This is a genomic window from Paenibacillus sp. S25 (genome assembly GCF_019454085.1).
In the GTDB taxonomy this organism is placed as follows: domain Bacteria; phylum Bacillota; class Bacilli; order Paenibacillales; family Paenibacillaceae; genus Paenibacillus; species Paenibacillus polymyxa_B.
In genome coordinates, this window is record NZ_CP073683.1 from 3,286,121 (window position 1) to 3,301,878 (window position 15,758).

The window sequence follows — 15,758 nt, forward strand, 5'->3', positions numbered from 1 at the left end:
TGTTACCCGCAAATGGACAGACCGTTGTTCATGAGATCGTCTTCGTTCTGGTTCGTTGGGTAGGTACCAACAATTTCCATAGAAAAGACGATCTTTTCCCTACCATTTTTCAGGCCTGGTGTTGCATATTATTTAGATTCACTTACTTCAAAAGTCAGAATGCGATCATACAGCATGTAATCCTTGCGACTGCTAAAAGGTCCTTTATTGTTATTATGTTTATTGATCACATATGAAGCCGATCCAGAACCAGCCTGCTTGCCCTCATACCAAGCAATAAAATCATTCACCTCTTTCATACTTAGGTCGAATTCTTTTTCCAATCCTGTTGTCATGGTGACTACTAAAATTGCACGGTTTCCTGCAGGTTGCTCAGGATCAGTTTGACCGCCTCCCCCTTGTGGAGTTGCAGATGCATCGTTGGAATATTTAGAATCTACTCCCTTAACTTTAGCACTGACCACAAAATAGTATTTTGTTCCGTTGGTCAGACCTGGGATGACGAAGTTTCCATATACGTCTTTTGTAGCTGTGGCAGTTTCAGTATATTTCCCTGATTCTGCTCCATATTTGACTGTGTAACCATCAGCTTCTTGAACCTGCCCCCAGTTTAATGTAACTTGACCGTCTCCAGGGGAGGCTACAAGATTCATGGGAGTGTAGATATCAACCAATTTTCCATCTGTATCTATTGCATCAAGCGAAAATGTGTTGTTTGTGCTATTCGTAGTTAACTTTACTTCATGAACAGCGGATGGTAGATCTAAGACTTCATACACAAGTACTTGATACAGATTTGCAGGATTATTTGGATTGTATGTCGTAACTTTGCCATCAATCTCTATGGTCACATTGTTTACTCTATTGGTCCAATACAGATCAATAATTCGCAATTTAGTTCCATAGAATTTGAATTTTATGGCGTTTGTTGTTGCTCCAGATAGTTTCATATAGTGACCTGTTTTTGCATAAACACTATTAGATTCATTTGTAACATATGCCCATCCACTACCTTCATACTTAATGGCAGGGTCCATATCGTCATATCTTTCCCAACCTTCTTCGGGAGAAGTTAATCTCTCACCGATCGACGCTGCATACGTATTTGAATTTAAAATCAAGCTCGTTGCAAACAATAAAACACCTAACAAAATACTTATCTTCTTCATAAAATTTAACTTCACAATAAATCCTCCTACTAGGGTTTGTTGAACTATTACTAAGGTAAATTAATTCTAAAAATGTGTCTAAACATAAACTTGCTTATTTATAAATATGTTCTATATTTTTGCATATTTATTTTTTATTGGGTATAAAAAAGACTCTATTGGTCGCGAACCGTTAGAGTCTCTCATCTTTATTTCACTATGAACCTTACCTTTGTTCCATCAGCATACTTATCTAACTGATGACTTACCCATGATCCTGCTCCCCGGTTATCACTAGGGGTTATGTATCGAATATCAGCGCCTGCGCCACCTTCAGCACACATTGCCATCGGCCATTCATCCCGGTCATATCCTTTTTTAGTAGGATAGCCCTTGAGTGACTCCTTCCTGTTTTCCTCAGCTCCATCACGATCAATCGTACATACCGAAGAATGTCCGGCTGCTATTGCATCTCTAATATGTGCTCCGGTTTCAGGATACCGTGAACTTGGAAATTCCAACGTATACCCAGTTGCTGCTTGTACACTTCTCGAAACAGGTTCTGCATAAACACCTTGTACGGAAAAGATAGCAGCTAGTAAAAATACAATTAATCCTCTTACGATTCCTTTTATCATATGACACCTCCAGTAATTTAAATCTTCTTTATAGTAAATGGAGAGTCATGTCGAAGTATCGCATATGTTGTCACATAATAAAAAAGACTCATACCAGTTTTCTGACAGAGCTCATTGCTCCAGAAATTAAAAACCATATTTAAACTTTATTTTGAATATATAGACATAAATGTTTAGACATCCCTTTTTAGTTTTTGTATGCTTACTAAGCAAATAAAACAAAAAGGGGATTCATCATGAAAAGAAAACTCAATTTAATTTTGTGCTTCACCTTACTTATTACTATATTTATCCCATTCTCCTCAGTGAGTGCCTATACTGGAGGGTATGCCAATGAAAAAAGTGTAGTTGCCATGATACCTGATATTTATTTTATAGGAAGACCTCATGTAAGCAAAGCAAGTACAACGCTTATAACAGATAACAATGAAGAAACAAGTTACTTACTTCCTAAAGATAAGATGATTATGATTGATTTAGGTACAGATAGAAATATTGACTCATATAAACTTAAAAGTGATTCTAAAAATTTAAGAATTAGTTTCTACGACCGAGACACAGGCTATATAGGCCAATTAGAAACCAACGTTGGTAATGGAGAACTGACGAAGCTTCCAAATGAAAAATTGTTAGAACGTGTTAGATTCGTCACTTTGTATACGCTTAGTGGCGAAGACATTAATATTAGCGAACTCGACTTTTTTTATAGTAAAGATCCAGGGTCAACTCCAGATCCTACACCTACACCCGACCCAACACCTACTCCGGACCCAGAACAGCCAACCGGTGACCGGGCAATCTTAGTTGTCACTATGGATACTGGCTTAGAAAAGGAATTCGATCTGAGCATGAAAGAAATAAACTCTTTCATTTCTTGGTATGAAGCAAAACAAGCAGGCTCAGGTACAGCATCTTATGCCATTGATAAACACAATAACAACAAAGGTCCATTCAGCAACCGCAAAGACTACGTAATCTTCAACAAAATCCTTACGTTTGAAGTAAGTGAGTATTCAACTAAATAAACAACAAAGGACTCCATACTGGTTACATACCAGCGGAGTCCTTTTTTACATCTACTCTAAATTCAAACTGATTACGGAAGAAATACTTTCCGTTAATCTTGATTGACTCTGGCGAAAACTTTTCCACTGGCCCACCATAATCCTCATTCGACACACGTAATTCCTCGTCCACGGACACGACATATACCCGCATCTGGAACAACGCTGCTGCAAACAGCTCTATGTCCGACTTTAACACTTTATATGTATGGTTCAAGCTGATCACCTCAATTAACTGTTTGGTGAATGGTGTTTTGTTATATAGGAATTCCTACGACCACCTAATATGTTTAAACTCCAGTAATTCTTCAAAGTCATACCACACTTTCCCATGTTGTGGAAACTTACCTTCGTTTAGTTCCTCCCCAACTCTATACGTAGGTTTGTCTTGAATAATTTCTAAAACCTTTTTTATCTGCTCACGATAAACTTCACGCTTCCAGTAACCGTCAGGATATCCTCCCCATCCGAGTATAATTTTATCTTGTTCAGTTAAAGAATCAATGATTCCTCTTATGACTTCTTCATTCTTCTGTTCTGCACTTTTTAAGCTTTCTATTTTTATATTTTTAGGAGTAGGACCATAAACAGGAAAAAGATTCAATATAATAAGTTTTGAAAATTTCTCGTCTCTTTTATATACGTAATCACAGACGTTATAGACAGTATCATCAGATAACATTTTTTCGATTGTTTCTTTAAACAAACCCGCTCTGCTTGGATTTTTCATAATCACCACTGCAGTTGGACCCCCATCTCGCCCAATAAAAGGAATAGTTAGTGAGTACCTGTAATCATGATTTGTTTTGATGTTATTCGGGAATACTTTAACGCCATTCGTATTAACGTATGTTGAGAAATAAATATTTTTCCCCATCCGTTTTCCTCCTTCGCTTAAAGTAAAACACCCCACCAGCGTATGCCAGCAGGGTATCACCGATGCTTTCGGATTGCACAACAGTGCTTCCGTATGTGTTGTTATCAGTATAATTGACTTGGGTGATTCTGTAAACACATGTATACCTAGCTTGGCCTTATGTAGTAAGATATTACACACATGCCTTTAGCCAAAACCTCCAGCCGATGGGGAAATGATGGAGAGTAATGTATGAAAGAAAAAATACGTTCATTTATCGAAGAATTTGAAATTCCTGTCTTGGAAATACCCGAAGATCGTCAATATTGGTTCTTAAGGACAGAAGGAGGTCTTTTTTATAAAGATTTCTTCCATAATAACTTTATTGCCATTGGCTATAATGAGATCGAATCTCCCTTTGAGTTGCTTTCTCTAGCAAGAAAAGAAGCATATGAATCAATACGATATTTTTATCCTGACATAAACAAACCAGGTAAAATTCTCAATCAGATTGAACGGTTTTACAATCAAATGAATATTAATGATGTTGTAATGATTCCGGGGACAGCCTCTAACACCATAGCTTTCGGCATTATTACATCCAATGTCTATTTAAAAGACCAGTCTGAGGATAATGATGAATGCTATTTTCAAAAGCGCAGGACTGTTAAATGGGTAAAAGAGATTAGCCGATCACAAATGGACCCTAGACTATATCCGATGATTAGGCCACATAATACAATTAGTAACGCAAATCAGTATGGCACCTTCATTGATAAGACGATTCATGATTTTTACTTTAAGGGCGATAAGGCTCACTTTATAATTGACGTCAAGACAGATCAAAACATCTCTTTACAGGAATTTCGAGATCTAATTGATGGAATTTACCAGACAATTGACATAGTTAATGAGTTAGACATAACTGAAGAAAAATATACACATGAAGATATTAAGCTCAAAATAAATGTACAATCTGCCGGGACTGTAGAATTATTAACTAATCATTGGCTACTGATGCTCATTGCTGGCGGTGTTATTGGTGTAATATTTGGGGTGGATTTTTCGATTATTGGACAAAAAATAAAAACTGAAGGGCTAAAGGGCTATTTTGATAAAATAAGTCAACAAAAGCACGAAAGAAAAATAAAAGAAATGGAGCACCAGCATGAGCTGAAGAAACTAGAAATGGAGCATCAGCATGCTTATTTAACAAAAAAGCTGCAATTGCAATTTCCTAATGAAAATCCCCCTTCTAACGAAGAGGGGGATGGCACTGCTTAGTGGCGATTATAAGGAGAATAAATCTTGATATACTTCTTTATAATAAAAATCGTAAGGACGGATAATATAGGAACATAAATTAAAGAATCACTTTTTATAAATGGCATCCAAGAAATCACTAGTTTAAGCAACATATATATAACTCCGTACAGGAACATAAAGGTGCCTACTTTTGATATATAGTGGAGAATTCTCTTATTTTGTATACTCAAAAATAGACACCTCCTTTTCTGATACGGATAATAATATTATGCACATGTATCAAATAATATTCAACAGGCAAAAACTACAGGATGATTATTTCGATACAATATCTGTATTAGTCTTATTCAGTAGTAACAGGAGATTGTACCGATTCTGCTGGTGCCGGAATAGGCACTGGTTCAGTCCGAACTAGAGTACTTGGCGTTACCTCTGCCGTAGCCTGCGCCAAGAAATCATTAAGCTTTGCAGCAAGCCCCGATACAGCTTCCTTAGCTGCTACCTGTGCTGCCTCCTCATTTGGCTGTGCTTCAGTAGCCAGTACTGCTTTTGTTTTGGCCTTATACTCCAGGTATGCTTTCTCAATCGCGGATTTTAGCTCTACTTGGGATACTACAATACCTTGACTGGAAAGAGTAAGTGAAGCATACTGCAAAGCCTCCTGAAGCTTACGTTCTCCTCCCGCTTCTTTAAATGCTGTTTGAGCAAGTGCGAACGCCTCTCCTGCTACTTTATGGATTACCTCACGTTGTGCTGCCGTTGTACGCGCCTCTAACCACACGTTAACCTTAGTCTTGAGTTTGTTCAGACCTCCTAAAACAAATGCTGTAAGCACACCCGCAGCGGCTGTGACGATGGTATTTACGTAAGGTTGTACAGTTTCGATAATTGTTTGCATGATTACTTTTTCCCTTTCGTTTTTAACGATGCGATTTTGCTTTTTGAATCCCAGGACACTACTCCGCCGTAAGCTTCTGCAATTGGCTTGAGCTGCACATAAGCCGTGTCCTTTACAAGTTGGACAGTTTGCAGTTTGACCCCATTTAAATAGGCTTCCTTGCGGGCGTTGTCCCAACGATAAGACAAGCCCAAGGCATTTGCCAACGACCGCAGCGGTACATAGGTTCTGGACCCATACAGAAGCGCTTTCCCCGCTTCTTTGCCATTGACACGAAACATGCCGGAAGCAGATTCTGTCTCTTGTGCAGGGACAACAGCGCCGAATCGCTTACGCAGCTCGTCCGCTGTACCGTCATACTCATTCATATCCACATTTCCCTTTATCCCTGTCACCTTGCCGCTATCGCTGTATTGCCAAATATCCCAGCGTTTCCACGTCACTGTGTCGCTTGGGACGCGAGTATCACTGTACCGGGCTATCCAAAGCTTGTACCCACCCAATGAGGCGTTAAAGTTAGCAGCAAAGGCATTACCTGTATAGATAATAGGCTTTCGTCCAGTGAGGCGTTCCAGCTCTAAGAGAAAGGCCAACGCTACCGCGCTAATGAGCGTTTTGGATAGATTGCCGGGATTGTTTTCATAATCCATCACTGCTGGAAGGTCCAGCGCTTTTGCGCCGCCAATCTGCTCCAGCACTTCAGCGAAATGCCTTGCTTCCGCTTTTGCAGCTTCAACGCTGGTTGCATCTAAAAAATGATAGGCCCCCAACAACACGCCTGCTTTCTTGGCTTCTTTTGCATTTGTAATGAATGTTGGGTCAACATAACGTTGCCCCTGGCTGGCCTTGATGAAGGCAAATGAAATACCATCTGCCTTGACCATCTTCCAATCAATCTTTCCTTGATAACGGGATACGTCAATCCCTTGAGCATTACGGCTGTTTCGTTGTTGCATCCTCTTTCTCTCCTTCCTGATTACCACTTTTACTTTTTAGAACTTCCACTGCCTGCCGGATTACTGCCGGAATCGGTACGCCAATCCTGCCACCGTTTTCAAAGATGGATAGCAACTCGTTCGCCATATAAAAATAGGCGACTGCATCCCTAAAAAGGTGTGAATCGCCCAAGACTCCATCTATTAGATGGGATATAGCAACCATTGCAAAAATAAAAACTTTTCGTGCGATACCGATAAGACCGATCTTACTTTTCAAGCCTGGTCCAGTTCCCTTTTTTCCTTCCACACCAGCAGCGATTAATCCAGACACATAATCAAATACGACCAGTGCAAGCAACACCCCCAATACTCCCGACCACCCACCATAGAAATACGTCACAGCGCTGCTTCCTAAAGCAGTACTGAACTTAAAAACCTCCCACTTATCCACCTTGCTTCCCCCGTCTCTCCGTTCAGGAAACTTTTCCTGAGCTATCATCGTCTACTTTCTGTTCCTTTTCTTCCTGGGCTTGTATCTCTGCTAATGCATTTCCTACTGCTATATCCAAACCTATAAGTATTTCTTTCCGGCGCACTAGTTGCGAAGCAATGACAGCAGAAATAACCTCAGTTAATTCTTCAATTGGCCTGGTTAGATCTAGTTGTATATCCAATGTAGATTTTATTTTTGCCATGGGTTTCATCACCTCCCTCAGACACAAAAAAAGACACCTTTAGTTTGCAGATGCCTTTAATTGCTCTTTATTATAAATTTTCACAAGCCATTCACGCCCTAATTGAGTAAATCTACGGTGATAGATCACTTTACCGTTATCAAGTACTTCTTGTTTAATTTCAACATAGCCGCAATCTGCATATCTGCTATACAACAACCATGTGTCATTCTGCCTGAATTGAATTTTTCGATTTCCTAAATCATTATTCAACGCAATTGCTGACTTGAACCCAAGTTCCTTCGCAATCTCTGTCGCGGTATAGGTTTTGTTAACATGCATTAGAATTGCATTCGTTCTTTCCGCCTGTACTCTGGCAGCACGTTCTTCCTTGAGCTTAGTCAGCAGTTCAATTCCAAAGTCAGGATTATTAAGGATATTATCAATCACATTGTCCGTAGCATATATTCCATGCTTTCTGATCGACGGCAGTATTTCATCAGCTACCTTAATCTGAAAGGCTTCTGCTACTTCATTTTTTGCTTTCATTGCTAAGCGATAAAAGATGTTTTCAGGAATAAATTCAGGCAGGCCAACTTTCCCGACTTCATCACCGTGCCCACTTGTGGGTACGCCAAAATCTCGCAAGTACCCTCTCACTCGCTCCCACCTTACAACTTCATTGCCACTGGCTGCTGAACGAACAAACCCAAGCCCACGAGAAACATCCTCTAAACTCAATTGTGCCGTTCCATTTCCATCAATAAACCCTCGTACTCCGTGAATTGTAAGTATATCCATTACGATCTCACCTTTCTTTGTACGCAAAATAAGCCCCTGAATTATCAGAGGCTTTCATACTTATATCTTAAATTGGTTTTGTTACTATAACGCTGCGGATTTTAAAAACCCATACGTTATTAATCTAACGAGTAGGTTCGTTCAATAAGGATTGTGAGAAATGGTTCTAGGACGATTATAATAAAAAGCGTGAATTCCTCCCTTCGTCCAACTTGAATATAGATGCATAAAATATCAGGAATAGGGTAAATTTAAAACAAAAGGTTGTTTCAAAAAAAGGGGACAGAACAGTATGACTAGAGTTTGGCGTGAAGGTGATTTAGACACTACTTTTAGACGTGCGTTTAGATTTATTGATGGAAACGAATCTGATATGATCGGCGCTTTTCCAGTTCTAAATTATAAGCCAGATCATATTTTTGATATTATTTTTGTAAAGGAGTCAGCAGGAAAAACAGTTAGCCTTACCGATCTTCTTCATCAACATGATTTTGCCATGTTTTCTCTACATAAGCATTTTGAAAGAGCAGATTTCATATATGACAACGTGAAATATGTAACTGGTTTTCCAGTTCATGAATTCAAAGGGTCCAGTGCAGGTGTAACTCTCTTGCATACTGAAGCAATAGAAATACAAACTGTTAGTAAAGGTATAACTGGATTATACGGTATTCCTGTAAACATTAATGGTTGGGGTGATTTACTAGGTGCTTTAAATGGGGTTGACAAATTTGCTTTAGAAAAAGGATTTGTGGGAGGATTTTTGGATAGCTATTCACAACCGGATTATCACAGACTTTTTCTGTTTAAAGAGGGATACTTCGAGAGGAAACCCATTCCTGAATGGAGACTTAATCATTTAACTAATTTCCAATACTTTTTATCTAATTCTGGGCAAGAAGAAATTGTTAGGAAAGCACATAATGTGATTTGTAAAACGATTGATTCTTGTAATGTTTTAACAGAAGAGGATAAACTAAAATTGAAAAATATTTATTTCGAACAAATATTTTACCATTATGAAGGTGTAATTCCAGGTATTGAGGCTCAAGCAAAGCTCCACGGAAACGGTATGAGGTTCGATTCTAATTTCCTTACAACAGCTACTCTATATCGCCTAACTGGAACAGTATTACATGAAATGATGCATAGCCTCGGGTATACTCATCCACATCACACAGATCCTACATATTCCAGCTCAATCCCTGAGAGAGTCAGAAGTTGCATCCCCACTTCCACTGTACTTGTAGGGGAGAGCCTCGAGTATCAAGTCAGATGTGAAATACTTTAACAAAAACGGTACAAGCACATACGGTTCAACTAATGATAAATTGATATCGACCATAACCATACCAGATTCAGATATCTTTGTTTAACTATTGGGAAACTGTAGTACAATAGAGTTTTGGCAGTCTAGGAATTTATTTTCTCGTCCATGTCTACCGTTGTTTCTATTATTGAAGATAGTCTACTACTAATTCCCTTATATAAGAGTAAAAGCCCTCCGTTTAAGAGGGCTTTTACTCTTATAGTTACTAGGTTACTACATATTTATTTAGTAGCTAATGCTGCTTTAAGTTGTTCTAGCTCTTTTTTATGCTCTAATAAACTGTCTTTGGATTCTTGTAATTCCTTTTTTGTCTTAGTGGCGCTTTTTTCAATGCGCTCAATAAGTCGTTGATCGTCGCCCGCCGCACCTATTTTTCTATCGATGTCAGTCAATGACTTTTCATATTTTTTAATATTATTATTAAGTATTTCGATCAATTCTTCCACAGTTCCAATGTGCTTTACAATTAGTTCCTTGGACCAATTGGTATATGGGTTATCTTTCAAAGCTATTGCTTGTGACTGCTCTTTAACAACCACATTAGAAGAAGGAGTTCCTGTTGCAATTTCAATAGTTTTCCCCTTCACCGCTAAGTTCGCCCCCAAAGATTCTGAGATCGAACGCAAAGGTACATACGCTGTACCATCGACGGCAATAGCGTTTTCAGACAATGTTGTTCCATTTACTCTCACATTGTATTCCCCTGCAACAGTCTTCCCAACTAGTGATTTCACTTGATCTGCCGCAGCTCCACCAGAAGTAGCTAGCAGTACTCCGAGTAAAGCACCTATAAACAGATACATCTTTTTATTCATCTAAATGCCTCCACTAACGGTTTATTCGTTTCTATTTTATTTCAGTGAAGCTATAGCTTTATCTATTTCTTCTAGTTCAGTCTTATATTTAGTGATATCATTTTCTATGTTGTTTAATTCGTTCTTTGTTTTTTCCGCATTTGATTCTCCAATAGCCATAGCTTTTTCTGAATTAAAAGGATTGGATTCCAACAACTTATTTGCAATGTCGAGTTCTTTTGATAACTTCTGCTTGCTATTTTCGGATTCAGAAATATATTTTTCTAGTTCATTTTTTCTTTGTTCTAATCTCTCTATACTCCATCCTATATATTTCTCTCCTTTTTCCACCTTATCAAGGTTGGAGTTTTTTTCAGGACTAGATGCAGATGTTGTACTAGCTACAGTTGGTGAATCTGTACTAATTTGAATTGTCTTACCATCCAATTTTAAATCCGCTCCTAAAGAGTCGGTTACAGCCCGCAAAGGTACGTGTGCTTTGCCATCAACTACTATCGCATTTTCAGCAAGCGAATTGCCGTTAACCTTTACAGCGTATTCCCCTGCGACCTTTTCTCCGACTAAAGATTTGATTTGATCTGCGAATGCGCTACCTGCCGAAGCAACAATCGCACCGATCAACACGCCGCTAAGTAAATAAGACCATTTTTTCATGAACCGGACCTCCTACATAGTATATATGTCCTAATATTACCATCCGTAGGAGGTGCAGTAAACACTATGCTGTCGCACTACTGCCATTCGGAATATTCACGGTTGCAACTGTTCTTGTACGACTAAACAATTTTAAGTTTCTTGACGATGGATCGAATGTGGCGTTTACAATTATGTCATTGTAGGTGTCCCCCCTCAAAGAGGCGACTTCGTTTCTTAATTCTCTGATTGTATCCCTGAGCCCTTCAATATTTTCCACTTCAAGCTTAAGCCCACTTACAGTAGCCTGAGAGAAATCTACTTCACCACTAAAATACACCATATCATCTGTAGAGTGGATATATACCCCCGCCATATTTCCCAAGTGTAAGCCGTTCTGGTCCCCATAAACACTTCCTCTTGGACTACCGTTATCCATAAACAACAATCCGCCACCATCGTTAGACTGACCTAATGAGACAGCTTCTCCACCAAATGAATTATAAGCTGTAAGACCAGTAGAGTTTATTTCAATCCTGCGGCCTTCCTTGGCTGTACGGAATAAAGCTCCTGTAATGATACCGCCTTCGATCTCATTGCCGATTAACTTACTGCCTCGTATTGTACTTGCAGTAACGGTACTAGCCTTAATATCTGAAGCGTTCATTTCTGAGTTATCTATCTGCCCAGTCAACTTAATCGAACGAGCTACAACATTCCCCTGCATGTCTACTCGGAATGGCGCAATGGTATAATCGTCATTCCCTGCACTAATTCCATTCGTGTTGATTTTGGTTACATTATTACCGCTACCAATAACCAAAGAAACGAAGCTACCAAGTTGTCCAATAATCTGTTCTGCCAATACTCCACGAGCAGTTATAGCAGCACGGATCGTTTTCCATCCATCTGTTGATATGCCTATCCCTTTTGAGGTCAGACGTACTTGTTCCAATGGATTTGTCTTTTCTTGAGCCAATATTCCGCCTTCTGGTGGATAAATCAATTCCGTTTTACTGTTATTAATATCAATGACAGCTTGTTTGGCATAGGCTTCAAAAACTTCTGTTCGGATCTTCCCGTTACTAAACGAGTTGTTAACAATGTTCTTACTTCTCTCCAAGTCACTGATAATGTCCGCATAGTCTCGTAAATTGACATTGGATATCGTAGGCTCGCTGTGTTTGTCACGGCTATATGGATACTCTGTAAGCTCTGTAATCCTGGCTTTGAGTTTGTTCATATCCATTGCTGGATCAATACACATTACAGCATCACCCAAATGTGGCTCCGGTTCCGAGTTATCAATTTTAAACAAGTCTGCTGTTGATACAGTTACCTCCAGCGTTACATTCTCCTGTTCGGCAAGAGCCTTCCGCGTAGCCTTCAACAAATCCTCCGGTTCTTCAATGTCCTGCTCAATAATCTCGCCATCATAAAACGGTACGGAATCACTGGCCCAATATTGAGCGTATGGCGAAATCAAGTAGTTTACTGCCAACTTCCCGTTTACAATTGTTCCCGGTACACCAGATAGCAAATTCCGCTCCTCTTCGGTAAGCTTGGACGCATCCATACCAATAAAGGTCCGTCCATCCTTCATTTGTGCAAACATCCTGGTTACAAGTGATTCCCCTTTATCTTTGAAGGAACTGGATACAATATTCTTTTTAAGGCGGTACTGTAATCCACTGTCGGTCCCGATCTTTTTTCTCAGGTTAATTGTGAAGTTGTCTGGCTCGACTTCACATTCATACATCTGAATGATTTTATTAAGTGCTTCAAGACAATTGCCTCGCCCAAAGTCCTTAACATCGTGCAAATCAAATGTGTCATGAATAACAAACTTAAACCGTCCACCTGTAGCAGCTGTAATCAGGTCTGTAAGCTGGTTGACATGGATACCATAGGCTTCTGCGATGTAAGATGCATACGGAAACTTGTAATCATTCAGTTTAAACATGACGTGATTACAATAAATATTGGCCGTCAGCTTCCGTCCTTCCCTTGATCGGCTACGAGACTGGATCACATAAAATTGACCACGCTCGTCTCGAACGTGGCCTTTGATTGCTATCTTCTCCCTATAGTCTTCGCTGGTCATTGGAACCATGAAGGTTAATTCATAGTCGCTGTTAATTCTCCTCCGCCGTTGAATATCGTAAGAGTCCACCAGCGTACCAACGCGCCGCATGTTTTTATCAAACACTTGCATAGTTGGAGTAGGCATAATCCACCTCACTTAATATAAAAATTTATCTCGGTGTGTAATACGGAACAAAACCGTCCGACCTGTCTCCGGGTCCGTCCAGGTCAGGTTATTATTGCCGAGATTCAAATCGAAGAAATCACCATTGTAAAGATGCGAGACGTTCTGACCATTTCTCATAATTTTGAATTTTCCTGCATCTAAAGTAATGATTTCACCAGGACGAAAAACGTCCGTAAACTCAATATAATCCGTGTGGTAGCGGCTAGCCTCCGCTGGCTGCAATCGCCCCTCTCCCGACATAGGTAAAGCTTGTAGAATAATTTCACGAGTATACTGTGCATCTGTTACGCGTCCATCGCCCGACATTGGCATAGCCTCTAAGTCATAAGACCGAACAAAATCAGATTGCGCCCGGCCTTCGCCTGAAAGTTCCACGTCTGCGGTCATATCTAAATTAAAATCCAATATATATTCCGTGACCGTTTCTGTGTCCGTGACATTGAAAGACATTAGGTTAAATGCATTGTCAGTTTCGGCCCCGCTAATCTCTTTACGCCGGGAATACATTTGTGCCTGACCGGATAAATGAGCGGACAAATCAATAACATTTCCGTCCGCTGAGCTGCCCGAATCAAGAGCAAGGCCATTAAATCCACCTGTATTAAACATTAGGCCTCCCTCCTACATTACGTTCTTCTTTGTCCAATACAAGTAAGTCTCATCTGCGTGTTATAAACATTGTGGTCTGCCGCATCACTTTGAAAGACTTTAAATGATATTACGTCTCCTGCTACTAGATATTGCTGATCATCCATCGTTAAAAATGTGACCAATCCCGTACCTAGCCCAGCTCCTTGGCGGGTAGTTAAGTTGCTCCCATTTTTGTACACTGTTATATCAGCGATTTTAGTATTTGGAAGGCTTTCTATCGTAGCTAGAAAATTGATATGATACCAGCCACTTTTACTAATAACCACCGTGTTTCCAACGCGCATATTATAGCTGTCTTCCATCACTGTAGTAACGGGTACTTCAGCAGGCGCGGAATTAGCTGGCAAGGTGTATCCCCCGCTACGAAGGTACACAAAAGGCGTATTCCCGAATATTTGGCCTGATAATGGCGATTTTTCATCCGTTACACCCTTTGGAACAGTTCCAGCCACGACGATAATAGAACCCAACTGCGACTGTATACCTGTAACATTCCCGGACCCTGTGCAATTTTCGATATAGAACCAAGAACGGGCATCTGCTGCAATGCCGATATTGCGATTCGATATTTTACAGTTTACGATTCGTGCATTAGCGTCATAGCTACTAATACCGTGCTGGCTTGTTGAAGCACCTTCAATAACAACATTCTCGATCAAAGTTCGGTTACAATAGACCAGAGATATACCAACCTTTTCAGTTGTTGTGATTGTCATGTTGTAGATGCCTGCACGGTTTGTAAAATTGTCTAATGTGACAGATTTAACCTTGTATAAGCTAGCATCTTCTGTTTCTCCTTTTAGTTCCAGCGTCTGAGCACGCAGCTTGTGCTTCATCTCAACATCTTCATCATACGTTCCTGGTAACAGCACAATGGAGAACCGGGACAGGCTTATAGGTTTCATGACGCTTACTGCTCTGGCAATGGTCTTGAATGCCTTGGCCTTAGTCAGACCATCATTAGAGTCTGAACCGTTAACAGCATCCACGTAATATATAAAGGCATCCGTTAGCTCCATGCCTTGTAATTTATCGTCAATGGCTCCAATGTTTTTTTGTACTGCTCGCAAGTCGGACGCGGTAAAATTACGTGCCACCACAGCCCCGGATGCCCAAGCACGCGCTACACCTTCAAACCCGCGTATACAGCCTTTAAGCGTGTTATCTTCTATGCTTGTATATGTGATCGTTTCCGCTACATCCCCATTACCTACAACCGCTATACCCTCACCTTGAAGCAATACAGCAGCGTTGGTTACCTTGATTTCGGTCTGAGTCGCGGTAATGATTTCAGCCAGTTCAGTCCTTGGTGAATTTGCTACTGGAGCGTACATTTTTTCCATAATTATTCCCTACCCCTCGTCAATCGAAATCTGACCAGACATGAAACGAAGCGTGTCATTTGTTTGGACTGTACGCGGCGTTTTCACGGCTCCGTGATACATTAGATTGCCCCCTGTTGCTGCGGTGCGAATACCAATATGGGTAACCAAGCCCCAATCAGCCGTTGCAACCGGGAAAGATACATCTGCCGAACTGGCTGCAACTGCCCTACGATCCGCAATGACTGGTGCACCAAACGTTACAGCACGCCGTACATAGCCGCCTCCCATCACTTCCTGTCCTGTATCTGCATCCGTTGGATTGCTTGTGTACAGAGCTATATATACAATCTGAGGGGCAGCAAAATTTGTACCCCGTAAAGCAGCGTTTATACAAGCCGTTTTCCACCAGTTAGATTTACTAAGTAATATATCTGCCATAAAAAGACCCC

The 15,758-nt window shown here is 40.3% G+C and carries 18 protein-coding genes; 3 read left to right on the forward strand and 15 right to left on the reverse strand.

Features of this window, described 5'->3' with window-relative positions; genetic code table 11:
- Positions 1-128 precede the first annotated feature (128 nt).
- Together KAI37_RS14245 and KAI37_RS14250 are read right to left on the reverse strand one after the other, a co-directional pair.
- Complete coding sequence (locus KAI37_RS14245) at positions 129-1,184, reverse strand: fibronectin type III domain-containing protein (RefSeq protein ID WP_220029685.1); 1,056 nt, start codon at positions 1,182-1,184, stop codon at positions 129-131.
- Between the two features lie 173 nt (positions 1,185-1,357).
- Positions 1,358-1,786, reverse strand: a complete 429-nt coding sequence (locus KAI37_RS14250) for a NucA/NucB deoxyribonuclease domain-containing protein (RefSeq protein ID WP_481856541.1) — start codon at positions 1,784-1,786, stop codon at positions 1,358-1,360.
- 236 nt (positions 1,787-2,022) lie between these two features.
- Between KAI37_RS14250 and KAI37_RS26440 the strand changes: the two genes are divergently transcribed.
- On the forward strand, positions 2,023-2,811 hold the full coding sequence (locus KAI37_RS26440; protein ID WP_258382980.1) for a hypothetical protein: 789 nt from the start codon (positions 2,023-2,025) through the stop codon (positions 2,809-2,811).
- A gap of 22 nt (positions 2,812-2,833) precedes the next feature.
- On the opposite strand, the gene KAI37_RS14260 is transcribed toward KAI37_RS26440, so the two are convergent.
- Both KAI37_RS14260 and KAI37_RS14265 read right to left on the reverse strand, forming a co-directional pair.
- Entirely contained in the window at positions 2,834-3,067 is a 234-nt protein-coding gene (locus KAI37_RS14260; protein WP_220029686.1) for a hypothetical protein, read from the reverse strand.
- A gap of 54 nt (positions 3,068-3,121) precedes the next feature.
- A complete protein-coding gene (locus tag KAI37_RS14265) occupies positions 3,122-3,727 on the reverse strand; it encodes a DUF1643 domain-containing protein (protein ID WP_220029687.1) in 606 nt (201 codons plus the stop codon).
- A gap of 231 nt (positions 3,728-3,958) precedes the next feature.
- Between KAI37_RS14265 and KAI37_RS14270 the strand changes: the two genes are divergently transcribed.
- A complete protein-coding gene (locus tag KAI37_RS14270; RefSeq protein ID WP_220029688.1) occupies positions 3,959-4,990 on the forward strand; it encodes a hypothetical protein in 1,032 nt (343 codons plus the stop codon).
- 325 nt (positions 4,991-5,315) lie between these two features.
- Here the strand turns inward: KAI37_RS14270 and KAI37_RS14275 are convergent, their stop codons facing one another.
- From KAI37_RS14275 to KAI37_RS26445, 5 genes are read right to left on the reverse strand one after another with little or no spacing between them, the layout of a single operon-like run.
- Positions 5,316-5,870: a phage holin, LLH family gene (locus KAI37_RS14275; protein WP_220029689.1), complete on the reverse strand. Its 555-nt coding sequence runs from the start codon at positions 5,868-5,870 to the stop codon at positions 5,316-5,318.
- Between the two features lie 2 nt (positions 5,871-5,872).
- The gene (locus tag KAI37_RS14280; protein ID WP_220029690.1) at positions 5,873-6,826 is read right to left on the reverse strand and encodes a GH25 family lysozyme; all 954 of its coding nucleotides are present in this window, start codon (positions 6,824-6,826) and stop codon (positions 5,873-5,875) included.
- A complete protein-coding gene (locus KAI37_RS14285; protein WP_220029691.1) occupies positions 6,804-7,307 on the reverse strand; it encodes a phage holin family protein in 504 nt (167 codons plus the stop codon). Before KAI37_RS14285 ends, KAI37_RS14280 begins: the two co-directional genes overlap by 23 nt.
- Positions 7,282-7,503 (reverse strand): hypothetical protein, encoded by a 222-nt coding sequence (locus KAI37_RS14290; RefSeq protein ID WP_220029692.1) that lies wholly within the window; start codon positions 7,501-7,503, stop codon positions 7,282-7,284. The genes KAI37_RS14285 and KAI37_RS14290 overlap by 26 nt, the downstream gene beginning before the upstream one ends.
- 39 nt (positions 7,504-7,542) lie before the next feature.
- Positions 7,543-8,283 carry a phage antirepressor KilAC domain-containing protein gene (locus tag KAI37_RS26445; protein WP_258382981.1) on the reverse strand — a complete coding sequence of 247 codons (741 nt, stop codon included), beginning with the start codon at positions 8,281-8,283 and terminating at the stop codon, positions 7,543-7,545.
- Positions 8,284-8,575: 292 nt separating this feature from the next.
- Here KAI37_RS26445 and KAI37_RS14300 point away from each other — a divergent pair, with 292 nt between their 5' ends.
- Positions 8,576-9,574, forward strand: a complete 999-nt coding sequence (locus KAI37_RS14300; RefSeq protein WP_076294669.1) for a hypothetical protein — start codon at positions 8,576-8,578, stop codon at positions 9,572-9,574.
- A 260-nt stretch (positions 9,575-9,834) separates the two neighbouring features.
- Here KAI37_RS14300 and KAI37_RS14305 read toward each other — a convergent pair whose 3' ends face one another.
- The 6 genes from KAI37_RS14305 to KAI37_RS14330 all read right to left on the reverse strand — a co-directional run bounded on the left by KAI37_RS14305 (position 9,835) and on the right by KAI37_RS14330 (position 15,747).
- Positions 9,835-10,428, reverse strand: a complete 594-nt coding sequence (locus KAI37_RS14305; RefSeq protein WP_076294668.1) for a stalk domain-containing protein — start codon at positions 10,426-10,428, stop codon at positions 9,835-9,837.
- Between the two features lie 36 nt (positions 10,429-10,464).
- Positions 10,465-11,082, reverse strand: coding sequence for a stalk domain-containing protein (locus KAI37_RS14310; protein ID WP_220029693.1), 618 nt, complete (start codon positions 11,080-11,082; stop codon positions 10,465-10,467).
- Positions 11,083-11,146: 64 nt separating this feature from the next.
- Positions 11,147-13,291, reverse strand: a complete 2,145-nt coding sequence (locus KAI37_RS14315) for a phage tail protein (protein WP_076294666.1) — start codon at positions 13,289-13,291, stop codon at positions 11,147-11,149.
- 12 nt (positions 13,292-13,303) lie between these two features.
- Positions 13,304-13,942 (reverse strand): phage distal tail protein, encoded by a 639-nt coding sequence (locus KAI37_RS14320; RefSeq protein ID WP_220029694.1) that lies wholly within the window; start codon positions 13,940-13,942, stop codon positions 13,304-13,306.
- A gap of 17 nt (positions 13,943-13,959) precedes the next feature.
- Positions 13,960-15,327, reverse strand: coding sequence for a right-handed parallel beta-helix repeat-containing protein (locus KAI37_RS14325; RefSeq protein ID WP_220029695.1), 1,368 nt, complete (start codon positions 15,325-15,327; stop codon positions 13,960-13,962).
- A gap of 9 nt (positions 15,328-15,336) precedes the next feature.
- Complete coding sequence (locus KAI37_RS14330; protein ID WP_220029696.1) at positions 15,337-15,747, reverse strand: phage tail fiber protein; 411 nt, start codon at positions 15,745-15,747, stop codon at positions 15,337-15,339.
- Positions 15,748-15,758 lie beyond the last annotated feature (11 nt).